Annotated in this window: 23 protein-coding genes and 2 tRNA genes; 15 read left to right on the plus strand and 10 right to left on the minus strand. The window is 70.4% G+C overall.

The genetic code is table 11. From position 1 onward, the window contains the following. Nucleotides 1-13: 13 nt before the first annotated feature. Entirely contained in the window at nt 14-1,228 is a 1,215-nt protein-coding gene (locus IDM46_RS08735; protein WP_255492284.1) for an MFS transporter, read from the plus strand. 54 nt (nt 1,229-1,282) lie between these two features. Here the strand turns inward: IDM46_RS08735 and dksA are convergent, their stop codons facing one another. After that, nucleotides 1,283-2,401, minus strand: coding sequence for an RNA polymerase-binding protein DksA (gene dksA / locus IDM46_RS08740; RefSeq protein WP_223877943.1), 1,119 nt, complete (start codon nt 2,399-2,401; stop codon nt 1,283-1,285). A 190-nt stretch (nt 2,402-2,591) separates the two neighbouring features. On the opposite strand from dksA, the gene yidD reads away from it, so the two are divergent. Genes yidD through IDM46_RS08755 form a run of 3 tightly spaced genes read left to right on the plus strand, consistent with a single transcriptional unit; the run spans nt 2,592 to nt 5,042 of the window. Further along, complete coding sequence (gene yidD, locus IDM46_RS08745) at nt 2,592-2,831, plus strand: membrane protein insertion efficiency factor YidD (RefSeq protein WP_223877944.1); 240 nt, start codon at nt 2,592-2,594, stop codon at nt 2,829-2,831. Further along, on the plus strand, nt 2,824-4,173 hold the full coding sequence (locus tag IDM46_RS08750) for a dihydroorotase (protein ID WP_185115491.1): 1,350 nt from the start codon (nt 2,824-2,826) through the stop codon (nt 4,171-4,173). Before yidD ends, IDM46_RS08750 begins: the two co-directional genes overlap by 8 nt. After that, entirely contained in the window at nt 4,173-5,042 is an 870-nt protein-coding gene (locus IDM46_RS08755) for a M23 family metallopeptidase (protein ID WP_185115492.1), read from the plus strand. Before IDM46_RS08750 ends, IDM46_RS08755 begins: the two co-directional genes overlap by 1 nt. Before the next feature lie 4 nt (nt 5,043-5,046). Here IDM46_RS08755 and folE2 read toward each other — a convergent pair whose 3' ends face one another. The 6 genes from folE2 to efp all read right to left on the minus strand — a co-directional run bounded on the left by folE2 (nt 5,047) and on the right by efp (nt 10,051). Continuing rightward, entirely contained in the window at nt 5,047-5,970 is a 924-nt protein-coding gene (gene folE2, locus IDM46_RS08760; protein ID WP_185115493.1) for a GTP cyclohydrolase FolE2, read from the minus strand. A 77-nt stretch (nt 5,971-6,047) separates the two neighbouring features. After that, nucleotides 6,048-6,722, minus strand: coding sequence for a phytoene/squalene synthase family protein (locus tag IDM46_RS08765; protein ID WP_185115494.1), 675 nt, complete (start codon nt 6,720-6,722; stop codon nt 6,048-6,050). Next, entirely contained in the window at nt 6,719-7,411 is a 693-nt protein-coding gene (gene gph, locus IDM46_RS08770; RefSeq protein ID WP_185115495.1) for a phosphoglycolate phosphatase, read from the minus strand. Before gph ends, IDM46_RS08765 begins: the two co-directional genes overlap by 4 nt. Next, nucleotides 7,408-8,133 (minus strand): bifunctional 2-polyprenyl-6-hydroxyphenol methylase/3-demethylubiquinol 3-O-methyltransferase UbiG, encoded by a 726-nt coding sequence (gene ubiG, locus IDM46_RS08775; protein ID WP_185115590.1) that lies wholly within the window; start codon nt 8,131-8,133, stop codon nt 7,408-7,410. Before ubiG ends, gph begins: the two co-directional genes overlap by 4 nt. A gap of 2 nt (nt 8,134-8,135) precedes the next feature. Then, nucleotides 8,136-9,485 carry a TRZ/ATZ family hydrolase gene (locus IDM46_RS08780; RefSeq protein ID WP_185115496.1) on the minus strand — a complete coding sequence of 450 codons (1,350 nt, stop codon included), beginning with the start codon at nt 9,483-9,485 and terminating at the stop codon, nt 8,136-8,138. Continuing rightward, nucleotides 9,485-10,051: an elongation factor P gene (gene efp / locus IDM46_RS08785; protein ID WP_182820531.1), complete on the minus strand. Its 567-nt coding sequence runs from the start codon at nt 10,049-10,051 to the stop codon at nt 9,485-9,487. Before efp ends, IDM46_RS08780 begins: the two co-directional genes overlap by 1 nt. A gap of 59 nt (nt 10,052-10,110) precedes the next feature. Here efp and epmB point away from each other — a divergent pair, with 59 nt between their 5' ends. After that, nucleotides 10,111-11,115 (plus strand): EF-P beta-lysylation protein EpmB, encoded by a 1,005-nt coding sequence (gene epmB / locus IDM46_RS08790; RefSeq protein WP_185115497.1) that lies wholly within the window; start codon nt 10,111-10,113, stop codon nt 11,113-11,115. A gap of 63 nt (nt 11,116-11,178) precedes the next feature. Further along, on the plus strand, nt 11,179-13,269 hold the full coding sequence (locus tag IDM46_RS08795) for an EAL domain-containing protein (RefSeq protein ID WP_185115498.1): 2,091 nt from the start codon (nt 11,179-11,181) through the stop codon (nt 13,267-13,269). Between the two features lie 346 nt (nt 13,270-13,615). On the opposite strand, the gene htpX is transcribed toward IDM46_RS08795, so the two are convergent. Continuing rightward, nucleotides 13,616-14,518, minus strand: coding sequence for a protease HtpX (gene htpX / locus IDM46_RS08800; RefSeq protein WP_185115499.1), 903 nt, complete (start codon nt 14,516-14,518; stop codon nt 13,616-13,618). 86 nt (nt 14,519-14,604) lie between these two features. Between htpX and gluQRS the strand changes: the two genes are divergently transcribed. The 4 genes from gluQRS to phbB all read left to right on the plus strand — a co-directional run bounded on the left by gluQRS (nt 14,605) and on the right by phbB (nt 17,681). Further along, nucleotides 14,605-15,534 carry a tRNA glutamyl-Q(34) synthetase GluQRS gene (gluQRS, locus tag IDM46_RS08805; protein ID WP_182820527.1) on the plus strand — a complete coding sequence of 310 codons (930 nt, stop codon included), beginning with the start codon at nt 14,605-14,607 and terminating at the stop codon, nt 15,532-15,534. A 50-nt stretch (nt 15,535-15,584) separates the two neighbouring features. Continuing rightward, nucleotides 15,585-16,325: a beta-ketoacyl-ACP reductase gene (locus IDM46_RS08810; protein WP_182820526.1), complete on the plus strand. Its 741-nt coding sequence runs from the start codon at nt 15,585-15,587 to the stop codon at nt 16,323-16,325. Between the two features lie 88 nt (nt 16,326-16,413). Beyond that, entirely contained in the window at nt 16,414-16,932 is a 519-nt protein-coding gene (phaR, locus tag IDM46_RS08815; protein ID WP_185115500.1) for a polyhydroxyalkanoate synthesis repressor PhaR, read from the plus strand. Nucleotides 16,933-16,940: 8 nt separating this feature from the next. Further along, nucleotides 16,941-17,681, plus strand: a complete 741-nt coding sequence (phbB, locus tag IDM46_RS08820; protein WP_182820524.1) for an acetoacetyl-CoA reductase — start codon at nt 16,941-16,943, stop codon at nt 17,679-17,681. A gap of 84 nt (nt 17,682-17,765) precedes the next feature. Here phbB and IDM46_RS08825 read toward each other — a convergent pair whose 3' ends face one another. Both IDM46_RS08825 and IDM46_RS08830 read right to left on the minus strand, forming a co-directional pair. Beyond that, on the minus strand, nt 17,766-18,674 hold the full coding sequence (locus tag IDM46_RS08825; RefSeq protein ID WP_182820523.1) for a M48 family metallopeptidase: 909 nt from the start codon (nt 18,672-18,674) through the stop codon (nt 17,766-17,768). A 22-nt stretch (nt 18,675-18,696) separates the two neighbouring features. After that, complete coding sequence (locus tag IDM46_RS08830; protein WP_223877945.1) at nt 18,697-20,580, minus strand: SUMF1/EgtB/PvdO family nonheme iron enzyme; 1,884 nt, start codon at nt 20,578-20,580, stop codon at nt 18,697-18,699. 106 nt (nt 20,581-20,686) lie between these two features. Between IDM46_RS08830 and rnd the strand changes: the two genes are divergently transcribed. The 5 genes from rnd (at nt 20,687) to IDM46_RS08855 (ending at nt 24,720) form a co-directional block, all read left to right on the plus strand. Continuing rightward, the gene (rnd, locus tag IDM46_RS08835; protein ID WP_185115502.1) at nt 20,687-21,805 is read left to right on the plus strand and encodes a ribonuclease D; all 1,119 of its coding nucleotides are present in this window, start codon (nt 20,687-20,689) and stop codon (nt 21,803-21,805) included. A 14-nt stretch (nt 21,806-21,819) separates the two neighbouring features. Continuing rightward, nucleotides 21,820-21,895 (plus strand) — tRNA-Ala (locus IDM46_RS08840). An 81-nt stretch (nt 21,896-21,976) separates the two neighbouring features. Next, nucleotides 21,977-22,053 (plus strand) — tRNA-Arg (locus IDM46_RS08845). Nucleotides 22,054-22,121: 68 nt separating this feature from the next. Then, entirely contained in the window at nt 22,122-23,657 is a 1,536-nt protein-coding gene (locus tag IDM46_RS08850) for an aldehyde dehydrogenase family protein (RefSeq protein ID WP_182820520.1), read from the plus strand. Nucleotides 23,658-23,664: 7 nt separating this feature from the next. Continuing rightward, entirely contained in the window at nt 23,665-24,720 is a 1,056-nt protein-coding gene (locus tag IDM46_RS08855) for a quinone-dependent dihydroorotate dehydrogenase (protein ID WP_182820519.1), read from the plus strand. Nucleotides 24,721-24,739 lie beyond the last annotated feature (19 nt).

Here is a 24,739-nt window from a genome sequence, read left to right on the forward strand (position 1 = left end):
GCACCCGGCACCGCTGCGCAGCCGTGCCTTCCGCGGGCTGATGGCCTACCGGATCTGCAACATCCTGTCGTACCAGATGGTCGCGGTGACGGTGGGCTGGCATGTCTACGAGCTGACCCGCGACCCGTGGATGCTCGGCCTGATCGGCCTGGCGGAGCTGGTGCCGTACTTCTGCGTGGCGCCGTTCGCCGGCTACCTGGTGGACCACCTGCCGCGGCGCAGGCTTGGCATGTTTGCGTGCGTCGGCCTGGCACTGACACCGATCGCGCTGGCATTGATCGCCGCCGGCGTGTCCGGCCAGGTTCACGTCGGCTGGATCTACGCCGCGGTCGCGCTGACCGGCGCGGTGCGTGCGTTCCTTGGCCCGGTCTACAACGCGCTGTTCGCGCGCGTGCTGCCGCGCGCGCAGTTCGCACGCGGTGCAGGCGTCGGCTCGATCGTGTTCCAGTCGGCGCTGGTGCTGGGGCCGGCGGCAGGCGGGTTGGTGGTGGGCCTGGCCGGCAAGTCCGCGGCCTATGCGACCGCAGCAGGACTTGCCCTGCTGGCGGCGGTGGCCGTGGGTCGCCTGAAGGTGGCCGAGCCGGCGATCACCCTGCAGGGCGCGCCGATCTTCGCCAGCATCGCCGAAGGGGCGCGCTTCGTGTTCTCGCACCAGATCCTGCTGGCCGCGCTGGCGCTGGACATGTTCGCGGTGCTGTTTGGCGGGGCGATCTCCCTGGCACCGGCCTTCATCAAGGAAATCCTGCACTACGGCCCCGAGGGCCTCGGGATCCTGCGCAGCGCGCCGGCGCTGGGCGCGGTGGCGATGGGCGTGTGGCTGGCGCGACGTCCACCGACGCGCAACGCCGGACGCACCCTGCTCTTCGCGGTGGCCGGCTTCGGCATCTGCATCATCGGCTTCGGGCTGTCGACCGCGTTCTGGCTGTCGGCGTTCTTCCTGCTGATGTCGGGCGTGTGCGACGGCGTGTCGGTGGTGCTGCGCTCGACCATCCTGCAGCTGGCGACGCCCGACCGGATGCGCGGGCGGGTGTCGTCGATCAACGGCCTGTTCGTGGGATCGTCCAACGAGCTCGGCGCGTTCTACGCCGGCTCGATGGCGAGATTGCTCGGGCTGGTGCCGGCAGTCGTGCTGGGTGGCTGCGTGACCATGGTCGTGGCTGCGGTCGCCGCCAGGCGCGCGCCGCAACTGCGCAGACTGGACCTGCGCGAGCTGGCGTCAGGTCCATAGCACTCCGGCGGCATCGCCGGGCTCCTCTCGTGACCCACGCAGCTTGGGGCTGGCTCAGTCGCCGATCTGCTTGCGCAGGTGCTCCCAGCGCTCCTGCTCGTCGATCGTGCGCTCGGCGGTGAGGCGCGCCTCGAGGCGATCCAGGCCGATTTCTTCGCCGGAATCGACGCTGTAGCCGTATTCGCCGGAATCCACGCGCTTGAGCGTGCTGTCGATCTTGCCGATCAGCTTGCGATAGCGGTCGCGGGTGCGCAGCTCCAGCGAGTTCTCGGTTTCGCGCGTGGCGCGCTCGGCATCGTCACCGACGTCGCGCACCTCGTCCTTGAGGTTCTCGATGGTCTGCTTGGATTCCTCCACCAGGTCGGCACGCCATTCCGCCAGGCGCTTGCGGAAGTACTCCAGCTGCAGCGGGCTCATGTACTCCTCGTCGGCACCCGGCTTGTAGCCCTCGGGCACGATCGGGCGACCATTGGACGGATCGGTCTTGTAGGGCACGACCTTGTAGCGGGTCTTCGGCGCGGGGGCCGCAGGCGGGCGGTTGGTGATCGCCACGGCGACCTTGCCCGCAGGCCGCGCCGGGGCCGGCTTGGCTGCAGGGGCAACCTTGGTCGCGGCCTTGGCACTCGCCTTGGTCGCCGACTTCTGGGCAACGGGCTGGGCAGGAACAGCCACCTTGCCGGCCACGGCCTTGCCTGCCGGCGCCCTGGCCACCGGCGCGGCGGCCTTCGCGGCCGGCTTGGGCGCAGCAGCGACGATCTTCTTCGCCGCCGGCGATGACGTGGCAATCGCCTTCTTCGGCGCAGCCTTGGCCACGGTGGACTTCGCCACGACCTTTCTTGCCGCGGCCTTCTTGGCCACGACCTTCTTTACCGTCGGCTTGGCGACGGTTTTCGCAATCTTCTTCACAGCAACCTTCTTGGGGGCCGTCTTGGCGACGGACTTCTTGGCCACGGGCTTTTTCGCCACGGCCTTCTTGGCGGCTGGCTTCGCCGCGGGCTTGTTCACTGCCTTCTTCGCCGCAGGCTTTGCGGCCTTTCCGGCAACGGGCTTCTTTGCAACGGGCTTCCTGGCGGCAAGGGTCTTGGGCGCGGCCTTGGCAGCCTTCTTCGCGGCCTTCTTTGCCGCGGGCCTGGCGGCCTTGGCGGCCTTCTTGACTGTCTTCTTCACTGCCACGGTCAGCAATCCTTGTACTGGGAAGTGGGTGCCGGCGCGAACGCCGCCGGCAATCCGCCCAACATGACTGCAGCGCGGTGAGGATTCCATGCACGCCGGCGCCGCACCCCGCGCTTGGACGGGAAAGCGGGGTGTTATACCCTGCCCTGACTGCAGCGGCAACCGCGGCAGGCCTTTGCGTCGGCGCCACGTGATCAATCGTCTCCTCATCGCGCTGCTGCGCGGTTACAAACGCTGGCTCAGCCCGCTGCTCGGTCCGCGTTGCCGGTTCGCGCCGACCTGTTCGGAATACGCCATGCAGGCCCTGGCCCGCCACGGGACACTGCGCGGCGGCTGGCTCGCGGTGCGTCGCGTTGGCCGCTGCCACCCACTCAATCCCGGTGGGCACGACCCCGTGCCACCGCGCGCAAGGAACGGAATGGATGACTGACACCCTGATCGTCAACGCCCGGCTGGTGAACGAAGGCCGCGAGTTCGACGCCGACCTGCGCATCCGCGCGGGGCGCATCGACGCCATCGGCTCCAGCCTCGCCGCGCGCGATGGCGATACCGTGGTCGATGCCTCGGGCCGCCTTTTGCTGCCGGGGATGATCGATGACCAGGTGCATTTCCGCGAACCCGGCATGGAATACAAGGCCGACATGGCCACCGAATCCGCGGCGGCCGTCGCCGGTGGCCTGACCAGCTTCATGGACATGCCCAATACCAGTCCGCCGACGCTCGATGCCGCGGCGCTCGAGGACAAGTACGCGCGCGCCGCCGGCCGCGCCCGCGCCAACCATGGCTTCTACATGGGCGCGAGCAACGACAACCTGGAGGCGGTGCGCGCCATCGATCCGCGCGCCACGCCCGGGTTGAAGGTGTTCATGGGCGCATCCACCGGCAACATGCTGGTCGACAACCCAGCCACGCTCGACGCGATCTTCCGCGAGACACCGGTGCCGATCATCACCCACTGCGAGGACACGCCGATGATCGAGGCGGCGCAGGCCGCTGCACGGGCGAAGTATGGCGACGACATCCCCGCTGAGCTGCACCCCGACATCCGCTCGCGCGAGGCCTGCATCAAGTCCACGCGTCTGGCGCTGGAACTCGCGCGCCGCCACGACACGCGGCTGCACGTGCTGCACATCTCCACTGCCGACGAGCTGGCCCTGTTCGAGGCCGGCCCGCTGGTCGACGCCGCGGGCCGCCTGCGCAAGCGCATCACCGCCGAGACCTGCATCCATTTCCTGCGCTTCGACCGCGCCGACTACGCGCGCCTCGGCCACCAGATCAAGTGCAACCCGGCGATCAAGGACGCCTCCGACCGCGCGGCGCTGCTGCGCGCACTGGCCGACGACGTGATCGACGTGCTCGCCACCGACCACGCGCCGCACACCTGGGAGGAGAAGCACAACCCTTACGTGCGCGCGCCGAGCGGCCTGCCGCTGGTGCAGTACGCGCTGGTCGCGGCGCTGGAATGCGTGCGCGAAGGCCACTTCGATGTGGCGCGCGTGGTGCAGAAGTTCGCGCATGCCCCGGCGCAGCTGTTCGGTGTCGCCGATCGCGGCTTCCTGCGCGAGGGCTACCACGCCGACCTGGTGCTGGTGGAGGACCGGCCGTTCACCGTGAAGCGCGAGGACGTGCTGTCGAAATGCGGCTGGTCGCCGTTCGAGGGCACCACGTTCCGTTCGCGCATCGCGTCGACCTGGGTGAATGGCGCGCTGGCGTGGGACGGCAGTGCGCTGGTGGGCACGCCACAGGGGCGGCGCCTGGAGTTCGCGCGTTGATGCGCCCCGCGGGCGCGCTGCCGGCGCTGCTGGCGCTGGCCGTTGGCGTCGCGTCCGCGCTCGCCGCGCCCGGCGCGGCTGCACGGCAGGCTTCGAGCGATGCGCCGGCAGCTGCCGACGCGCGCGTCGTGTTCCCGGCCAGCGTGCAGCAGGGCGCGCTGGTGATCGGCAAGGTGCCGCCGGGCAGCCGCGTCGACTACGACGGCCGCGTGCTGCGCACCACCGGCTACGGCAGCGTGGTGTTCGGCGTTAGCCGCGATGCCGCCGGCCCGCTGCGCGTCGGCGTGACCGCACCCGACGGCCGCCGCACGCACGCGAGCATCGCCGTCACCCCGCGCGACTGGCCGATGGAACACGTGAACGGGGTGCCGCCGAAAACCGTCGAGCCGCCGCCGGCGATCGCCGAACGCATCCGCCGCGAACAGGCCCGCGTCACCGCGGTGCGCGTGCGCGACGACGACCGCGCTGACTTCGCGCGGCGCTTCCAGCGTCCGGTCGAAGGCCGCATCAGCGGGCGCTTCGGCAGCGGCCGCATCTACAACGGCAAGCCAGGCGCAGGGCATTCCGGCATGGACATCGCCGCGCCCACCGGCACCGCGGTGAAGGCACCGGCAGCCGGCGTGGTGACGTTCGCCGACCCGGGCCTCTACCTCACCGGCGGCACCGTGGTGATCGACCACGGCCACGGCGTGAGCTCCAACTTCCTGCACCTTTCGCGCATCGATGTCGCGGAAGGCGACCGCGTCGAGCAGGGCCAGGCCTTTGCCGCCGTCGGCGCCACGGGACGCGCCACCGGCCCGCACCTGCACTGGGGCATGAACTGGTTCGACGTGCGCGTCGACCCGCTGCTGGTGCTGGAACGCCCCTAGGGCGTCAGCCGACGGCGCCGCTGACGCGGGCGACCGCGTCGTGCGCGTGCAGGCTTTCGAAGTGCGACACGGTGATGTCGAAGCGCGCGACGCGCGCATCCGCGGCGACGGCGGCGGCGACGCGGCGCGCCGCGTCCTCGCAGAACATCAGGTTGGCGGCATTGGCGCGGGCGAAGGCCTGTTCGTCCTCGCGCTTGACCGCGGTCTGCACCGGCGTGCCAAGCGCCGCTTCGACCGCGTCCACCAGTTCGCGCAGCGGCAGCATGCCGATGCCCGGGCGCAGCATCACGCGCACGTCGGCGCGGCTGCGCTGCGCGTGCGGAGTTGCGGCGAGTCCGCGCTCGGATGCGAGCCAGTCGCGCACGGCCGGGGCGGACGGTGACGGCTCCCCGCTGAAATCGTCTGCGAAGCGATCGGCGTTGGCCTTGCGCGACAGCGCGGCGGAGGCCGGGCAGGTGCTCGAGTAGTCCACGCCGAACGCGAGCACCACCTCTATCCCGGTAGCGGACAGGCTGGCGTCGAGTTCGACCGGATAGGCCTTCCAGCCGGCGTTGTCGCTGGCCAACGCGCGGCGCAGCAGCAGGTGCTGGTAGCGGAGCGTCAGGCGGGCGGTACTGGCCAGCCCGCTCTGCGAGTCGATGCAGTCCTGCAGCAGCCGGCCGAGCACCGGCACCGTCAGCGGCTGCGCGGCCAGGGTGTCCTGCAGGCGCAGGTAGAGCCGCGACATGTGGATGCCACGCGTATCCGCACTGGTGAGGTTGACGCCGATGTCCGCCGACGCCGGCACCAGCATGGAGTCGCCACCCTCCGTGGCCACGCGCAAGGGCAGCGCGATCCTGCGCATGCCGACCCAGTCGAGCGGGCGCGCGGCGGCGGCGAGATCGTCGGCGACGTCGGGCAGCGCCTGCGGTTGCGTGGTGGAGGTCAAGCGGCGTGCCTGCAATCGAGAACGGTTTGCAATTGTACCCGGCGCTGCAAACCGGTCGCTGCAACGCTGCGTCGCGGTCAGGCCGCGCGGCGCGCCGCGCGCCACGCGGCCAGCAGCGCCCGCAGCGGCGGCACCGCCCGTTCGGGATGTGCCATGCGCGCCCGCAGCAGCGCGAGCTGGATGCCACGCGGCCGCGTGCCCGGCTGCGCCGTCATTGCCGTCGCCCCTGGGATGGGGGCGGCACCGACCGCGCCGACCAGCAACGCCTTCTCGCCGGCCAGCGTGGCCAAAACCGCGGCGACCGCGCCCGCATCGACCGTGCGGCCGGCGAACAACGCTGCCTCGCAGGCGGCAACCGCCTCGGCGAAAGCCTGGCCGTCCGCAGGCATGGACGCCATCGGCAGGCTGTCGTGTTCGTCCTGGTCGCGCATGGCGCGCAGCGTGGGCAGCGCCAAGCCCAGCGCGCGCCACGGCGCCTGGCACGGTTGCAGCACCGCACCCAGCGGATGCCGGCGCGCGCCCTTCTCCCAACCTGCCAGTTCCTCCTGCCACCACGCCAGCTTGGCCAGCCCTGGCGTGGGATCGCTGCCGGCCCAGGCCGCGTCGCTCAGCTCCTGCAGCAGGCTGAACCAGGCCTCCACCACGTCGCGCTGCGCCGCCGGTACGAACACCATCGCCAGCGCCCACTCTGGCCAGCGCGTGCGCCACTTGGCGACGAAGCCGGCGGCCTCGTCGCGCACATCGATGCTCACGGCCAGGCCGCCGGATCAAGCAGGTCGCGCGGCGCGTCGGCCATGGCGTCGGCCTGCCAGGTGAGCGGGTCGTCGTGCTGCAGGCGGTAGCCCCACAGCGCGACCAGCGAGCGCATGCCGGCGGCACGCGCGGCGAGGATGTCGCGCTCGTCATCGCCCACGTACACGCAGTCGGCGGGCGCAAAGCCCAGCTGCGCCGCGGCGTGCAGCAGCGGCAGCGGGTGCGGCTTGCGTTCGGCCAGGCTGTCGCCGCCGATCAGCACCGCGCTGCGCGTCTCCCAGCCCAGCGACGGCATCAGCGCGCGCGCCAGGTACTCCGGCTTGTTGGTGATGATGCCCCAGCACGTGCCATCGGCCTCGAGTGCAGCCAGCATGGCCTCGATGCCGTCGAACGCGGCGCCGTGGCGACCGAGTTCGATGGCATAGGTGTCCAGGAACTCGCGCACGATCTCCGGCCCGACTTCTCCGCCCAGCTCGGGGAATGCGGCCGCGCTCATGGCCCGCGCGCCGCGCGAGACGTGCGGGCGCACGTCAGCAAGCTCCATCGGTGCCGCCCCGCGCGCGGCGCGCATGCGGTTGAGGGTGGCGGCCATGTCCGGGGCGCTGTCGAGCAGGGTGCCGTCGAGATCGAACAGCACGCAGCGCGGGAAGCGGCCGCCCTGCCCGGCCGGCGACGCAGCTCCGCTCACGCCGCGTCCGGCCTGCGCGCGCAGGCGAGGTAGTTGACGTCGGTGCGCGACGACAGCCGCGCCGCGTTGCGCCCGGGCTCGTAGACCATGCCGCTGACGTCCTCCAGCTCCAGCCCCACACCGCGCAACCATGCCGCGAGCTCGGAAGGCTTGATGAAGTCGCGGTACTGGTGGGTGCCGCGCGGCAGCAGCCGCGCGATGTACTCGGCGCCGACGATCGCCAGCGCGAACGCCGCCGGTGTGCGGTTGAGCGTGGACACGAACAGCCGGCCGCCCGGCTTCAGCAGGCGCGCGCAGGCGCCGAGGATGGCGCCCGGGTCGGGCACGTGCTCGAGCATTTCCATGCAGGTCACGGTATCGAACGCGCCCGGCATTTCGTCGGCCAGCGCTTCCACCGACTGCAGCCGGTAGTCGACCTTGAGGCCGGACTCCAGCCCGTGCAGGCGTGCGACCTTGACCAGCTCGTCGGCGAGGTCGATCGCGGTGACCTCGGCGCCGGTGCGCGCCATGGCCTCGCTCAGCAGCCCGCCGCCGCAGCCCACATCCAGCACGCGGCGGCCGGGCAACGGTGCACGCGCCTGCACATACGCCAGGCGCACGGGATTGAGTGCGTGCAGCGGCTTCTGCGGGCCGTCGGGATCCCACCAGCGGGTGGCGAGCGCGGCAAACTTGTCGAGCTCGGACTGGCGAAAGTTGGGGCGTGCGTCGGATGAGGGCTGCATGGTCATGGCTGCCTGCGGTCGATGCCGGCAATGCGCTCGCGCCATTGCCGTGCGTTGGCGGTGATGGCGGCCACGTCCATGTCGACCAGCTGGCGGGCGCGCAGTCGCGCGCGACCGGCGATCCAGACGTCGCTCACCTGGTGGCGGCCGGCGGCGTAGACCAGCTGCGAGACCACGTGGTGCAGCGGCTGGGTCTCGAGGTCGGAGAGTTCGATGCAGGCGAGGTCGGCCTGCTTGCCGGGCTCGATCGAGCCGACCAGGTGGTCGAGGCCCATCGCCTTCGCGCCACCGAGCGTCGCCGCGCGCAGCGCGGTGAACGCGTCGAATGCCTCGGCGTCCTGCGCCACCGCCTTGGCCAGCAGCGCCGCGGTGCGCGTTTCCGAGACCATGTCGAGGTCGTTGTTGCTGGCGCAGCCGTCCGTGCCGATGGCGAGGTTCACGCCAGCGCGCTCCAGCGCGCAGGCGGGGCAGAACCCGGAGGCGAGCTTGAGGTTGGACTCGGGGCAATGCACCACGCTCACGCCGCGCGCGGCGCACAGATGGATCTCGGCATCGGTCAGCTGGGTCATGTGCACCGCGATCAGACGGTCGTTGACCAGACCCAGGCGGTCGAGCCGCGCCAGCGGACGCTGGCCGTGCTCGCGCAGCGACTGCTCGACCTCCTGCGCGGTCTCGTGCAGGTGCAGGTGCACCGGCACGTCGAGCTGGTCGGCCAGCATGCGTACGCGCTCGAAGTTGGCGTCGCTGACGGTGTACGGCGCGTGCGGCGCGAACGCCATCGACACCAGCGGATCGTCGCGCCACTGGTCGTGGACTTCACCGGCCTTGTCGAAGTACTCGTCGTCGCTCTTGGCCCAGGCGGTGGGGAAGTCGATGACCGGCAGGCCGACCCGGGCGCGGAAGCCGTGGCGCTTGTACACCGCGGCCTGCACGTCGGGGAAGAAGTAGTTCTCGTTGGCGCAGGTGGTGCCGCCGCGCAGCATCTCCGCGATGGCGAGCGTGATGCCGTCGGCGACGAAGTCCGGTGCCATCACCGCGGCCTCGATCGGCCAGATGTGCTGCTGCAGCCACACCTTGAGCGGCAGGTCGTCGGCGATCCCGCGCAACAGGGTCATCGGATTGTGGGTGTGGGCATTGACGAAGCCCGGCACCACCACCGCGCCGGGGCGCGCCACGGTTTCGGCCGCGCGGAAACGCAGGCGCGCCTCCGCGACCGGCAGCACCGCGACGATCACGCCGTCGCGGACTGCCACTGCATGGTCCTCCAGCACCACCGCGTGCGGCTCGACCGGCACCACGAAGCCGGCCTCGAGCAGCAGGTCGCAGGCCTCGGGCGTGTCCGCTGCGGTCATCACTTGACCCGGCTGACGTACTCGCCGGAGCGGGTGTCGACCTTGATGACCTCTTCCTGGCTGACGAACAGCGGCACGCGCACCACCGCGCCGGTTTCCAGCGTGGCCGGCTTGCCGCCGCCGCCGGAGGTGTCGCCGCGCACGCCGGGATCGGTCTCGGCGATCTTGAGCTCGACGAAGTTCGGCGGCGTGACCTGGATCGGCGTGCCGTTCCACAGGGTCACCACGCAATCCTCCTCGCCCTTCAGCCACTTCTCGGCGCCGCCCATGCCGGCCTTGTCGGCCTGCACCTGCTCGAAGTTTTCCGGATCCATGAAGTGCCAGTACTCGCCGTCGGCATACAGGTAGCGCATGTCGGTATCGACCACGTCGGCGGCTTCCATGGAGTCGGTCGCCTTCATGGTGACTTCCTGCACGCGGCCCGACTTGATCAGGCGGTACTTCACGCGGGTGAACGCCTGGCCCTTGCCCGGCTTGACGTACTCGGTGTCGGTGATGACGGCCGGATCATTGTTGACCAGGATCTTCATCCCGTTCTTGACGTCGTTCATGCCATAGCTGGCCATGCGTGCTCCTGCAGGGGTTCGGCGGGGGTGGGCCGCGCGAGCGGCTAGAATGTCGCGAAATGATACTCGCAGCCCCCCTTCCCATGCAGCCACGCGGTTGGCAGCAGGCCTGGCGCGACTCGGTGCGCGACCCGCGCGAGCTGCTTGCCCTGCTCGGCCTGGAGGCCGAAGCCGGGGCTGTCCCGGAGGCCGCGCTGGCTGCATTCGCGCTGCGGGTGCCGCGCGCGTTCATCGGCCGCATGCGCCATGGCGACCGCCACGACCCGCTGCTGCGCCAGGTCCTGCCGCTGGACGACGAGCTGCGCACGGTGCCCGGGTTCGGGCTGGACGCGGTCGGCGACGGCGCCGCCCGTGTCGCCCGGGGGGTGATCCACAAGTACGAGGGGCGCGCGCTGCTCGTGGCCACCGGTAGCTGCGCGATCAACTGCCGCTACTGTTTCCGCCGCCACTTCCCCTATGCCGAAGAGACCGCGGCAAGTGGCGGCTGGGCCGCCGCCGTCGATGCGATTGCCGCCGACCCGTCGGTGAGCGAGGTGATCCTGTCCGGCGGCGACCCGCTGGCACTCGCCACCCACAAGCTGGCTGAAGTCACCGACCGCCTGCGCGCCGTGCCCCACGTGCGCCGCCTGCGCATCCACACCCGGCTGCCCGTGGTGCTGCCGGAGCGCGTGGATGACGCCCTGCTGGCGTGGCTGTCCGCCCTGCCCTGGCCGGTGGCCGTGGTGGTGCACGCCAACCACGGCAACGAATTCGACGCCAACGTGGACGCCGCCATGGCCGCGCTGCGCGGCGCCGGGGCCACCCTGCTCAACCAGGCGGTGCTGCTGGCGGGGGTGAACGATTCGGTGGACGCGCTGGCCACCCTGTGCGAGCGCGGCTTCGATGCCGGCGTGTTGCCCTACTACCTGCACCAGCTCGACCGCGTCGCCGGCACCGCACATTTCGAGGTCGATGACGCGCGCGCCCGCGCACTGCATGCGGCGCTGGTGGCGCGCCTGCCCGGCTATCTTGTCCCCCGGCTGGTGCGCGAAGTCGCCGGCGATGCTTCGAAACGCGCGCTTTGATGCGCACTGTCGTGGACGCCAGGCGTCGGCGCATGGCATAACGCCGCTACCACGGAGACCCACATGTCCAAGAGCCAGGATGCCGCCCTGCGGTTGATGATCGTCGACGACAGCGTCGAAGCGGCCGAAGCCATCGTCAGCACGCTGCGCAATGCCGGCATCGCGGTGCGCCCGCTGCGGCCCGCATCGGCGGAGGAGTCCGCGACGACCATCGCCGGGCAGCCGATCGACGTGGTGGTCGCCGAACAGGCGTCGGTGACCGTGCCGCTCGCGACACTGATGCAGCAGGTGCTGGCGAGCGGCAAGGACCTTCCTGTGGTGGTGGTGGCCGGTGCCATCGAGGAGGCCGGCTATGTCGAGGCGCTGTCCGCCGGGGTGCGCGCGGTCACCCTGCGCGAGCGGCCGCAACTGCTGCTGGCCGCGGTGCGCGACGCCTGGGCCGATGTCGAGGCCCGGCGCGCGCTGCGCCGGCTCGAAGGCCGCCTTCGCGAAACCGAGCGCCGCTGCGATGCGCTGATCGACTCCTCGCGCGAGCCGATCGCCTACATCCACGAAGGCATGCACATCCGCGCCAACCAGGCCTACCTGGAGATGTTCGGCTACGACGATTTCGAGGACGTCGAGGGCATGTCGCTGCTCGACATGGTCGCGCCGCAGCACATCGAAGGCTTCCGCCAGCTGCTCAAGGACCTCGCCCGTGGCGACGCCCCGCCGCCGCGCCACGAACTGGAGGCGCGCGACATCAACGGCAACGCCTTTCCCGCGGCCATGGAGTTCACCCAGGCGCAGTACGAGGGCGAACCCTGCCTGCAGGTCATCTTCCGCCGCCAGGACGTGTTCGACCCGGAACTGGCGCTGGAGATCGAGGAGCTGCGCCAGCGCGACCAGGCTACCGGGCTGTTCAACCGGGCGACGTTCCTGCGCGCGCTGGAGGATGCCGTCGACGCGGTCTCCCAGGGCAGTGCGCAGCACGGCCTGCTGCTGGTCGAGCCCGACCACTACCAGCACCTGCTCGCCGATATCGGCCTGGATTCCGCCGATGGGCTGCTCGCCGCAGTAGGCGCGCGCCTGCAGTCGGTTATTGCTGTCGAGAGTGACGATGCAATCACCGCGCGCTTCGGCGAGCACACGCTTGCGGTGCTGTTGCGCGACAGCGACCACACCCGCACCCAGGCCATCGCCACGCGCGTGCTGGAGGCCTTTGCGGCCGAGCTGTTCGACATCGGCGAGCGCTCCAGCGTGATCACGGCCAGCATTGGCGGCGTACAGGTAGGCGAAAAGATCGCCAGCGTCAGCCAGGTGCTGGCCAAGGCGACCGAAGGCGTCGCGTCGGCCAACGGCACCGGCGGCAACCGCCTGGAGCTGTTCGACGCCAGCGCGGTCGACCGCGCCGAGGAAGAGCACGTCCAGGCCTGGGTGACCCGCCTGCGCGACGCGCTGGACAACGAGGGATTCGTGCTGCACTACCAGCCCGTGATCAGCCTGCAGGGCGATACCGGCGCGGTCTACGAGGCCTTCCTGCGGCTGAAGGGTGCCGACGGCGAACTGATCAAGCCGCTGACCTTCCTGCAGATCGCCGAGGAGCACGGTCTGCTCTGGGAGATCGACCGTTACGTGGTGGGCCACACCATCAAGGTGATCGGCGAGCGCATCCGCGCCGGCCGCCCGACCACGCTGCTGGTCAAGGTGAGCCAGGCGTCACTGGCCGACGACAGCCTGCCCCGCTTCATCGGCGAGCAGCTGCTTGCCCATGGCGTGCCCGGCGAGTACCTGGTGCTGGAGTTGCCCGAGGCCAAGGTGTTCACCCACCTCAAGGCGGCGCAGGCGTTCGCCGCCGCCATCGGACGCCTCGACTGCCGGATCGCACTGGAGCACTTCGGTGCGGGCCTGGATTCGTTCCAGCTGCTGGCGCACCTGAAGCCGAACATGCTGAAGATCGATCCGGGCTTCACCGAGGAGCTGGCCAAGAGCCCCGACAACCAGCAACGCGTCCGCGAGATCGCCGGCAAGGCCCGCGAGCTCGGCATCCAGACCATGGCCGAGTTCGTCAGCGATGCGGCGACGATGTCGGTGCTGTTCGGCACCGGGGTGGATTACGTGTCCGGGCACTTCCTGGCGCCGTCCGGGCCGGACATGGGTTACGACTTCGAATAAGACGGGGACTTTCGCGAGGCCACGGTCCGGCTGGAGGCTGCAGGCCGCAAGCTTCGCTGGCGTTCCGAGGCGTGCGCTTGCGGCCTGCAGCCTCCAGCCTCGTCGTGATCCTGCTGCAGTGAGAGAGTGGCAAGAACGGGACAGCGTCGAAAACTGATGGGATGTCGCGCGCATCCACAAGCCGCCGTAATCTTGCAGGTTCGCGCCAAGCCGCCGCGGCGCATGAAGGCTGTCCGCGCATGTCGGCACGCGCACCTCGGAACGCCAGCGAAGCGTGTCGGCATGCGCGGGCAGCCACGCCGCAGCTCCCACCGGCTGGCCCCGCCGCTATCTCAGCGCAGTGAGCTCAAGCGAGGAAACCCTGCTGCAGGGCGGCCTTGCCGTCGATGCTGCCGGCTTCGAGCGCACGGATGCGTTCTTCCAGCGGCGGGTGGCTCATCATCAGCCGGCGCAGGCCGTGGGCCACGCCGCCGCTGATGCCGAACGCGGCGACCTGCTTGGGCAGCGTGTTGGCGCCCTGGTTGAGCGACAGGCGCCTGAGCGCGGCGACCATCTTGTCGCGCCCCGCGAGCGCGGCGCCGCCCGCGTCGGCCCGGAACTCGCGGTGGCGCGAGAACCACATCGCGATCAGGCTCGCGAACAACCCGAACACCAGGTCCAGCGCGAACACGATGGCGTAGTACGCCATGCCGCCGCCTTCCCGGCCATTGCTCAGGTAGCCATCCACCGCGCGCCCGACCACCCGCGCAAGCACGATCACGAACGTGTTCAGCACCCCCTGCAGCAGCGCCATGGTCACCATGTCGCCGTTGGCCACGTGGCTGATCTCGTGCGCCAGCACGGCCTCGGCCTCGCCATGGTCCATCGAACGCAGCAGCCCGGTCGACACCGCGACCAGCGCGTTGTTGCGGCTCGCGCCGGTCGCGAAGGCGTTGATCTCCGGCGCCTCGTACACGGCCACTTCGGGCATGCCGATGCCGGCGGCCTGCGCCTGGCGGGCGACGGTGTCCACCAGCCAGCGCTCGGTCTCGTTGCGCGGCTGGGTGATGACGTGCAGCCCGGCGGCGCGCTTGGCCACCCACTTCGACGACAGCAGCGAGATCAGCGAACCGCCGAAGCCGAACAGCAGCGCCATCACCAGCAACCCGCCCATCGACTGCGGGTTGATGCCGAACACGGACATGATGATGCTGAGCAGCGCGAGCACTGCCAGGTTGGTGGCAAGGAAAAGAGCGACGCGCTTGAGCATGGCGGGTGTCCTGGGATGACGCGGGGATAACGTGCAAATTGTGGCCATGCACGCTTAAATTCAAGCCGACGCCCAGGTTGCCGCCCGTGCCCAGCCAGCCACCCGATCCACCGTCGCGGCCGCCGTACCGCGGCCGCTTCGCACCCTCGCCCACCGGCCCCCTGCATTTCGGCTCACTGCTGGTGGCCTTCGGCAGCTGGCTGCTGGCGCGCCGCGCCGGCGGCGAGTGGCTGGTGCGGGTGGAGGACGTCGACCCGCCGCGCGAGGCGGTTGGCGCCGCACGCGCGCAACTGCGCACCCTGGACGCGTTCGGCCTGCACCCGGATGGCGCGGTGGAGTACCAGTCGCGGCGCGGGGCGCTGTACGCGGCGGCGCTGGCGCGCCTGGCCGAGGCCGGCCTGGCATTCGAGTGCCACTGCAGCCGTGCAGACCTGGTCGCCAGCGGCGGAATCCACCGCCGCTGCGTGTCCGGCGCACGACGTGCCGATCCCGCGATGCGGCTGCGCGTGCCCGACGGCACGCGCATCGCATTCGACGACGGCGCGCACGGCCGCATCGTCCAGGATGTCGCGCGCGAGGTCGGCGACTTCGTGCTGCGCCGCGCCGACGGCCCCTGGGCGTACCAGCTTGCCGTGGTCGTCGACGATGCCGCGCAGGGCATCACCGACATCGTGCGCGGCGCCGACCTGCTCGACTCCACCCCGCGCCAGTTGCTGCTGCAGCAGGCGCTGGGCCTGCCGCGGCCACGCTACCTGCACCTGCCGCTGGTGCTCGGCGCCGATGGCCGCAAGCTGTCGAAATCGCTGCACGCGATGCCGGTCGATGACGCCCGCCCGCTGCCGGCGCTGCGTGCCGCGTGGCGCGCGCTGGGCCAGGACCCGTGCGCGTTGCCGCCACGGGCAGCGCTCGCACCGTTCCTGGCCGCGGCGGTGGCGGCGGTCGATCCCGCCCGCATCCCGCAGGCGCCGGTGGCCATCGCCGCATTGCACAACGGCCCCGCAATGGATGGCGCATAGAATCCGCGGCAACGGACGCGTCGGGCGTCCATGCAACGGGGAGCGCGGACATGCAAGGACGGGTGGCATTGGTGACCGGCGGGACCGGCGGCATCGGCACGGCGATCTGCAAGCGGCTGGCGGACGCGGGCTACCGCGTGGCCACCAACTACCGCAACGAGGAGCGCGCGAAGGCGTGGCAGCAGGAGATGCGTGCCCAGGGTTGCGAGGTGGCGCTTGCGCGCGGCGACGTGTCCAGTGCCGAAGACGCGGCCGCCATGGTGCGCGACGTGGAGGCGCAGCTCGGCCCGGTCGACATCCTGGTCAACAACGCCGGCATCACCCGCGACGGCACCTTCCACAAGATGACCGCCGAGCACTGGAACGAGGTCATCGACACCAACCTCAACTCCTGCTTCAACGTCACCCGCGCGGTGATCGAGGGCATGCGCGAGCGCAAGTGGGGCCGCATCATCCAGATCAGCTCGATCAACGGCCAGAAGGGCCAGTACGGCCAGGCCAACTACGCCGCCGCCAAGGCCGGCATGCACGGCTTCACGATTTCGCTGGCGCAGGAAAACGCGCGGTTCGGCATCACCGTCAACACCGTGTCCCCGGGCTACATCGGCACCGACATGGTGATGGCGGTGCCCGAGGCCGTGCGCGAGAAGATCGTCGCCCAGATCCCCACCGGCAGGCTGGGCCGCCCCGATGAAATCGCCTACGCGGTGGCATTCTTCCTGCCTGACGAAGCCGCCTGGATCACCGGCGCCAACCTCTCGGCCAACGGCGGCCAATACATGGGCTGGTGAACGCGGCGGCGCCCTCCGGGCGCCGGTTGCAAGCCCTGCTGCACTGCGCCATGCTGCGGGCAAGTCCCGTTTTCAGAGCGCCTGCTCCATGGCCATGCGCGTCATCAAGAAGTATCCCAACCGCCGTCTCTACGACACCGAGATCTCGAGCTACATCACCATCGAGGACGTCCGGCAGCTGATCGTCGACGGCGAGGACTTCGAGGTCCGCGACGCCAAGAGCGGCGACGACCTGACCCGCCAGGTGCTGCTGCAGATCATCACCGAGCACGAGCAGGACGGGCAGCCGATGCTGTCCACCGAGTTGCTCAGCCAGATCATCCGCTTCTACGGCGATTCCCTGCAGGGCTTCATGGGGACCTACCTCGAGCGTTCGATGCATACGTTCCTCGAGCAGCAGCAGCAGTTCCGCCAGCAGATGGGCGGGATGCTCGGGCAGACGCCGTGGGCGATGATGAACCAGCTCACCGAGCGCAACATGGCGATGTGGCAGGAGCTGCAGAAGAGCCTCGTCGCCGGTGTGGCGCGCCCGTCCGGAGAGCCGGCCGGCAAGGCGGACAAGACCGACAGCACCGCCGCCGGCAACCAGAAGCCACGCGGCAAGTGAGCGCCACCATGGGGAAACGCGTTGCCGTCGTCACTGGCGGCATCGGCGGGCTGGGCACGGCCATCTGCCGGACGCTCGCCGCGTCGGGCCAGCGCGTGATCGCCGCCGACCTCGGACGCGATGCCGCACGTGTCGAAGCCTTCGAAGCCGCGGTCGCCGGGCTGGACGTGGCCTTCATGCCGCTGGATGTCACCGATTTCGACGCCTGCGGCGCCCTGGTGGCCAGCGTCGAGTCCGGCGAAGGCCGCCTGGACGTGCTGGTCAACGCCGCCGGCATCACCCGCGACGGCACGCTGCGCAAGATGGATCGCAGCCACTGGGATGCGGTGCTGTCGGTGAACCTGGATGGCGTGTTCAACATCTGCCGCCATGCGCTCGAGGGCATGACGGCTCGCGGCCATGGCCGTATCGTCAACATCAGTTCGGTGAACGGGCAGACGGGCCAGTTCGGGCAGACCAACTACGCCGCCGCCAAGGCCGGCATGCACGGCTTCACCATGGCCCTGGCGCGCGAAGTTGCGCGCAAGGGCGTGACCGTCAACTCGGTGTCACCCGGCTATTGCGAAACCGCGCTGGTGATGGCCATCCCCGAAGACATCCGCGCCGGCATCGTCGACCAGGTGCCCGTCGGCCGCCTCGGCCGCCCCGACGAGATCGCCCGCACCGTCGCCTTCCTCGCCGCCGAGGATGCCGGCTACATCACCGGCGCCAACATCCCCGTCAACGGCGGCATGTTCATGAGTTTCTGAGCGGCCTGGGAAGCGCGTTTTTGGCCACGGATTTACGCGGATAGACGCGGCCGGGGCAACAGCTTGCTTGGCCACGGACCTCCCTCAGCGAGCAGCCGTCGCGCCCTGCGGGCAGAAGCGTTTCTGGTATTCCATCGCCTTGGGCATCAGCGACTGCAGGTTCTCGATGCGCGTGCCGGGATTGGGATGCGTGGACGAGAACTCCGGCGGGGCTTCGCCGCCACTGGACGCGCTCATGCGCTCCCACAGCGGCACCGCTTCCTGCGGGTCGTAGCAGGCGGCGGCGGCGAGCATCAGGCCGACCACGTCGGCTTCGGTCTCGTGCTTGCGCGCGTACGGCAACAGGTAGCCGTAACCCATCGCGGCCATCACCATCTGCTGCTGCTGCGGGTCCATGCCGCTCATCGCGCCCGCCATCTGCCCGACCTGGGTCAGCTTCTGCTGCGCCATGCGCTGCGCACCGTGGCGCAGCAGGGCGTGGGCGATCTCGTGACCCATCACCACCGCCATCGCATCGTCGTTCTGCGCCACCGGCACCAGGCCCGTATACACCGCCATCTTGCCGCCGGGGAGGCAGAAGGCATTCGCCTGCTCGGACTGGATGACATTGACGTCCCACTCGAAGCCGGCCGAGAAGCCCGGCGCCTGCTGCCCGTTTTCCGCCGCCAGCGCCGCCTCCACTTCAGGCACCTTGGCGATCAGCCGCTGCGCGATTTCGCGGATCTCGCGCGCGATCGGCAGGTTGGGATCCACCGGCCGTTCGGTCGACAGGATTTCCTCGTAGGCCTGCAGGCCCAGCGCCTTTTCGTCCTCGATCGACAGCGACTTGTCGATCAGCACCTTCTCGCCGGTCACCGGGTCGACGGTCTGGTTGGAGAAGTAGTAGTAGGCGCCATAGCCGAGGAAAGCGATCAGGATCAGGATCCTGGGATTGAAGCCGCGACGCGGCGACGACTGGCGCTGCTGTTGACGTCCCAACGGGTCCTGACGCATTCGCCTTGCTCCTGCCCTGGTTTCAGATGTCGCGCGCGACGCGGAACCCCACGCGCGCATTGGTGTTGTCGACCGGTGCCGGTGCGCGCCAGGCGCTGCGCGTCTGCACCGGCGAGCTCGCCCAGGCACCGCCGCGCACCACCTGCGTGCGGCAACCCGGATTCACCCAGGCCGCGCCGTCACCAGGAGCCCGCCGATAGCTGTCATGCCAGCAGTCGGCGACCCATTCGCTGACATTGCCCGCGAGGTCGTGAAGACCGAATGCATTTGCCGAGAAACTCCCCACCGGCGCGGGACCCCAGTGGCCGTCTTCGTAATCGGCGAACGCGTTGCTCCAGCTGCGCCCACCCGGCGAGCGATCGCCGGCCCCGGTGAGGTTGCCAGCGCCGGGGGGAGGCGCGGCGTCGCCCCACGGGTACTGGCCACTGCCACCGGCGCGCAGCGCGTACTCGAATTCCGCCTCGCTCGGCAGACGGTAGCGCTGGCCCGTCACTGATGCCAACCAGTCGGCATAGGCCTGCGCGTCGCGTGCACTGACGTGCACCACCGGCAACACCCCATCGGCGGGCGCGCCTGAAAAATCGGTGCGCCAGTCAGCCTTGCTGCGGCGCACGAAGTTGCCGCTGCGCTCGTCGTAGCTCATCGAGAACCCGCGCCGCTCGGCCCGGCTGCGATGACCGGTGGCCTCGACGAACCTGCGGAACTCCGCCACGGTCACCTCGTGCCGTGACAGCGCGAAGCCGCGATCGAAGCGCAGGTTGCGGCTCGGGCGCTCGCTGTCTTCCGCATCCCGGTCATCGGCTCCGGCACCCATGGTGAAGCCGCCGTGCGGCACCACCACCATCTGCGGTCCGCGTCCACCGCCGGCGGCATCGGTGAACCGCTGGCCGGGCCGGAAGCTGCCGTAGTGCACCGCCAGGTCGATGCGCTCGCGCAACTCGACCACCGCCGGATCGCCGGGCGCGGCCAGGGTGAGCATCTGCGCCAGGCGGGTGCGCGCGCGCTCGATGCCGTCGGCGGCATGCAGCGCGGCCATCGCCTCGTCGCGCAGGGCCAGCACGCGCGCACGGCGCATGGTGGCCACGCGCTCGCGCGCATCGGGGATCGTGGCACTGCCCTCGCGCACCTTGGACGCATGCGCAAGCCAGGCCTCGGCGGCGTCGAAATCGCCCTTCGCCGCGGCGTCTTCGGCGCGCCGGATCAGCGCACTCTCGACCGCGGCCAGGGTCTGCATGGCGCGCGGCTGGCCTTTGGACAGGGCGAGCACCTCGCGCACGCGGGCCAGCGCGCCGCCACCGTCTTCGCCGAGCCGCCCGGCGCGCAGTTCACCTTCGGCGGTGCGGTTGAGCTCCCACAGCTGTTCGGCACGGTCGACCTTCGCCAGGTACCCGCGCACCGCCTTGTCAGCCGGACGCAGGCTGCGCGCGACCGCAGCGACCTGCTGCGCGCGGCGCAGGGCCGCGATGTCGTCGCCGGCACCGGCCAGCGCCTGGTCGCCCTGCGCGAGCAGGTCCTGCAGCGCGCGATCCAGGCCGGCCCGCGCCGTGCGGTCGTCGCCATCGCGGTCCAGGATGGCGAGATACAGCGGTATCGCCGATCCCGGACCGGCATCGAGGTCGCCGGCTTCAAGCGCCGCCTGCGCGCGCGCACGGGTCACTGCCATGTCTTCGTCGTCTTCAGGCAGGTCCACGTGCGGCGCGCGCCACGTCAGGCGCTCGGCGATGCTGTCATCACCCGTGATGGTGACGCTGCCATCGCCGGTGGCGGCGCCGGCGGCATCGGCGTTGGTATCGGTGTCACCGGCGTCGCGGTTGCAGGCGGCCAGCAGCGCGACCGCCAGCGTGACCAGGGCGATGACGGGCGCACGGCAACGTGGGCGGGCGGAGGCTGGGCGCGGGGCATTCACGGGCGCCAGATTACGGCAAGCGGCCGCATCCGCGCAGCGGCCCGCGCCGCTGGGCGCCTGTGACGGCGTTTGCCGACCATGCCGCGTGGTCGGTAAGCTGGCGCCGATGGACCAAGACTTCACCTGGATTGCCGAGCCGGCCGCCCTGCTCGCCCGCTTCGAAACACGCCCCGCCCGCATCGGCCTGGATACCGAGTTCATCCGCGAACGCACCTGGTGGCCGCAACTGGCCCTGGTGCAGATCGCCGTGCACGACGAGATCCTGCTGGTCGACACACTGGCACCCGGCACCTGCGAGGCGCTGCGCCCGATCCTGCTGGATCCCGCGATCACCAAGGTGATGCACAGCGCCAGCGAGGACCTGATCGCATTCCGCCGCGCCTGCGACGCCGTGCCCGAGGGCCTGTTCGACACCCAGGTCGCGGCGGCGATCGGCGGGGTGGCCGCCGGTGCCGGCTACCAGAAGCTGGTGGCGGAGATCCTCGGCGTGACGCTGTCCAAGGGCGAGACGCGTTCCGAATGGCTGCGGCGGCCGCTGTCCGATGCGCAGCTGGCCTATGCCGCCGATGACGTGCGCCACCTGTTCGCCCTGCATGACCATCTGCGCGAGCGCCTCGAAGCGCTCGGGCGCATGGACTGGTTGAAAGAGGACTGCGCGCGCATGCGCGACACCGCGTGCAGCGACGCCCTGGAGCGCTGGCCACACTTGCCGATCCGCGCCGCGCAATACCTCGACGGCGATGGCCAGCGCCGCCTGCTGCGCCTGCTGCGCTGGCGCGACGCCTGGGCACGCGAGCACGACCGGCCGCGCACCTGGGTGCTGGACAACGATCTCGCCGCCGGCATCGCCCGCGCCAATCCCGCGGATACCGGTGCGCTGAAGCAGCTGCTCGATGCCCACCCCAAGGCGCCGCGCAAGCTGGGTGCCGAACTCTGGACCGCCCTGGGCACGCCGCTTGCCGACGAGGCCGACGCGCCTCCGATCCGCACCGAGGAGCGCGACAAGGCCGCCGTGCGCCGCCTGCAGGACGCCGTGGCCGCGCGCAGCGCCGAACTCGGCCTTCCCGATGGCGTGCTCGCCTCGCGGCGTCGCCTGGAATCGCTGCTCGACGACGGCGACTGGTCGGTGCTGGGCGGCTGGCGCCGGGAGCTGCTGGTACCCACGCTGGCGCCATTGCTCCCCGGCGCCACGCAGGGTTTGCCGAGCGGCGGAAGCACCGTATAGAATCCGCGGATCGTGGGGCGGTAGCTCAGCTGGGAGAGCGTCGCGTTCGCATCGCGAAGGTCAGGGGTTCGATCCCCCTCCGCTCCACCACGATTCCAGACGCCCGACCGGCAACGGTCGGGCGTTCTTTTTGCCGGCACCGTGCGCGGCGTGCCAAAATCGCGGGTTGCAGCCCCCGTAGCTCAGCTGGATAGAGCGTCCCCCTCCTAAGGGGAAGGTCGTGCGTTCGAATCGCGCCGGGGGCACCACTCTCATCGCATCGACGGACGGTCGCCCCTGGGCCCGCCGCCGCGGCGCACGATCGCAGGAGCCTGCCATGTCCCACCCCGTCCTCACCGCCCTCGGCCTGTCGGCCCACGAGTCCGGCACCTTCCTTGGTGGCGGCGAATGGTCGAAGACCGCCGATGCCGGTGTGCTCGAGCCGGTCAATCCGAGTACTGGCGAGGTGCTGGCCAAGGTCAATGCGACCTCGCAGGCCGACTACGAACTGATCGTCGAGCGCGCGCAGGCCGCCTTCAAGGTCTGGCGCACCACGCCCGCCCCGCGCCGCGGCGAAGCCATCCGCCTGTGCGCCGACGCACTGCGCGCGCACAAGGACCAGTTGGGCTCGCTGGTCGCGCTCGAAATGGGCAAGTCGAAGCCGGAAGGCGATGGCGAGGTCCAGGAGATGATCGACATCGGCGACTTCGCCGTCGGCCTGTCGCGCCAGCTGTACGGCCTGACCATGCATTCCGAGCGCCCGGGCCACCGCATGTACGAGCAGTGGCATCCGCTGGGCATCGTCGGCATCATCTCGGCGTTCAACTTCCCGGTCGCGGTCTGGGCGTGGAATTCGTTCATCGCGGCGGTGTGTGGCGACATCTCGATCTGGAAGCCCTCGGGCAAGACCCCGCTGTCGGCGATCGCATCGATGCGCATCTGCAACGAGGCGCTGGCCAAGGCCGGCTTCCCCGACCTGTTCTTCCTGTTCAACGATGCCGGCAACGACCTCGCCGAGCGCTTCGTGGACGACAAGCGCATCGCGCTGGTGAGCTTCACCGGCTCCACGCGCGTCGGCCGCCAGGTCGGTGAGCGCGTCGCGCGCCGCATGGGCCGCTCGCTGCTGGAACTGGGCGGCAACAACGCGATCATCGTCGACGAGACCGCGGACCTCGCGCTCGCCATCCCGGCGATCGCCTTCGGCGCCGTCGGCACCGCCGGCCAGCGCTGCACCAGCACCCGCCGCGTGTTCATCCACGAGTCGATCTTCGACGAGGTGCTGGGCAAGCTGAAGACCGCCTACGCGCAGGTCGAGAAGAAGATCGGCGACCCGACGGATGCCGCCAACCTGATGGGCCCGCTCAACAGCCAGTCCGCGGTCGACGCCTTCCTGGCGGCGATCGAGCAGGCCAAGGCCGCCGGCGGCAAGGTCGAGAGCGGCGGCACCGCGCTCACCGACCGCAAGGGCTTCTTCGTGCTGCCGACCATCATCACCGGCCTGGCCAACAGCGCCGAGGTGGTGCAGACCGAGACCTTCGCGCCGATCCTGTACGTGATGAAGTACTCGCAGCTCGACGAGGCGATCGCCATGCAGAACGATGTGCCGCAGGGCCTGTCGTCGTCGATCTTCACCACCAACCTCAAGCGCGCCGAGGCGTTCCTGTCGGCGGCCGGTTCGGACTGCGGCATCGCCAACGTCAACATCGGCACCTCGGGCGCCGAGATCGGCGGGGCGTTCGGCGGCGAGAAGGAAACCGGCGGCGGGCGCGAGTCCGGCTCCGACGCCTGGCGCGCCTACATGCGCCGCCAGACCAACACCATCAACTACTCGGACGCGCTGCCGCTGGCCCAGGGCATCAAGTTCGATATCTGAGGACGCGATGTACGGGTTGGCACGGCCTTTCCTCTTCGCACTCGAGCCGGAACGTGCACACCGGCTCGGCCTGGCGTCCATGGAGGCGCTGCACCGCATGCGGCTGCAGCGCGTGCTCGGCGCCCGGCCGCGTCAGTTTCCGACGCGCGCCTTCGGCCTGGATTTCCCCAACCCCGTGGGTCTTGCCGCGGGGCTGGACAAGAACGGCGAGCACATCGATGCGCTGCTCGCGCTGGGCTTCGGCTTCGTCGAGATCGGTACGGTCACGCCGCGCCCGCAGCCCGGCAACCAGGCACCGCGCATGTTCCGGCTGCCGCAGTACCGTGCGCTGATCAACCGGCTGGGCTTCAACAACCACGGCGTGGATGCGCTGGTGCGCAACGTGGAGCGCGCCACTCGGCGCGGTGGCCTGCTCGGCATCAACATCGGCAAGAACAAGGACACCCCGAACGAATCCGCGGCAGTCGACTACCTGCATTGCCTGGAGCGCGTCTACCCGCTCGCCGACTACGTGACGGTCAACATTTCATCGCCCAATACCGCGGGCCTGCGCGAACTGCAGGAAGAACAGTCGCTGCGGCGGCTGGTCGGCGAGCTGCGCGAGGCGCAGGAGCGGCTGGCCGCGCGCCATGGCCGCCGCGTGCCGCTGCTGGTGAAGGTGGCACCCGACCTCAGCGACGAGGACATCGACGCCGCCGCGCGCGTGCTTGGTGACCTCTCGGTCGACGGCGTGATCGCGACCAACACGACCGTGTCGCGCATCGCCGTGCAGGGCCATCGGCATGCGGCGCAGGCGGGCGGTCTGTCCGGCGAGCCGCTGATGAACAAGTCGACTGCGGTGCTGCGCATGTTGCGCACGCGGTTGCCCGACGGCATCCCGCTGATCGGCGTTGGCGGAGTGATGTCCGGCGCCGATGCGGCCAAGAAGACCGCGGCCGGGGCGACCCTGGTGCAGCTCTACACCGGGCTGGTGTATCGCGGACCGCGCCTGATCGGCGAGTGCGTGGAGGCCATCCGCCGCCGCAAGGAAGCCCCCAGCCGCGGAAACCTGCCCAACCTGTGAGCGCCACGCCGATCGACGC

It is taken from the genome of Luteimonas sp. MC1825 (assembly GCF_014764385.1).
Classification (GTDB): Bacteria; Pseudomonadota; Gammaproteobacteria; order Xanthomonadales; family Xanthomonadaceae; genus Luteimonas.

Excerpts from the sequence above, each read along its gene's own strand:
- IDM46_RS08750 (WP_185115491.1), top strand. The coding sequence starts at position 2,824 with ATGACTGACACCCTGATCGTCAACGCCCGGCTGGTGAACGAAGGCCGC.
- IDM46_RS08755 (WP_185115492.1), top strand. The coding sequence starts at position 4,173 with ATGCGCCCCGCGGGCGCGCTGCCGGCGCTGCTGGCGCTGGCCGTTGGC.
- ubiG (WP_185115590.1), bottom strand. The coding sequence starts at position 8,133 with ATGCAGCCCTCATCCGACGCACGCCCCAACTTTCGCCAGTCCGAGCTC.
- IDM46_RS08780 (WP_185115496.1), bottom strand. The coding sequence starts at position 9,485 with ATGACCGCAGCGGACACGCCCGAGGCCTGCGACCTGCTGCTCGAGGCC.
- efp (WP_182820531.1), bottom strand. The coding sequence starts at position 10,051 with ATGGCCAGCTATGGCATGAACGACGTCAAGAACGGGATGAAGATCCTG.
- epmB (WP_185115497.1), top strand. The coding sequence starts at position 10,111 with ATGATACTCGCAGCCCCCCTTCCCATGCAGCCACGCGGTTGGCAGCAG.
- IDM46_RS08795 (WP_185115498.1), top strand. The coding sequence starts at position 11,179 with ATGTCCAAGAGCCAGGATGCCGCCCTGCGGTTGATGATCGTCGACGAC.
- htpX (WP_185115499.1), bottom strand. The coding sequence starts at position 14,518 with ATGCTCAAGCGCGTCGCTCTTTTCCTTGCCACCAACCTGGCAGTGCTC.
- IDM46_RS08810 (WP_182820526.1), top strand. The coding sequence starts at position 15,585 with ATGCAAGGACGGGTGGCATTGGTGACCGGCGGGACCGGCGGCATCGGC.
- phaR (WP_185115500.1), top strand. The coding sequence starts at position 16,414 with ATGGCCATGCGCGTCATCAAGAAGTATCCCAACCGCCGTCTCTACGAC.
- phbB (WP_182820524.1), top strand. The coding sequence starts at position 16,941 with ATGGGGAAACGCGTTGCCGTCGTCACTGGCGGCATCGGCGGGCTGGGC.
- IDM46_RS08825 (WP_182820523.1), bottom strand. The coding sequence starts at position 18,674 with ATGCGTCAGGACCCGTTGGGACGTCAACAGCAGCGCCAGTCGTCGCCG.
- rnd (WP_185115502.1), top strand. The coding sequence starts at position 20,687 with ATGGACCAAGACTTCACCTGGATTGCCGAGCCGGCCGCCCTGCTCGCC.
- IDM46_RS08850 (WP_182820520.1), top strand. The coding sequence starts at position 22,122 with ATGTCCCACCCCGTCCTCACCGCCCTCGGCCTGTCGGCCCACGAGTCC.
- IDM46_RS08855 (WP_182820519.1), top strand. The coding sequence starts at position 23,665 with ATGTACGGGTTGGCACGGCCTTTCCTCTTCGCACTCGAGCCGGAACGT.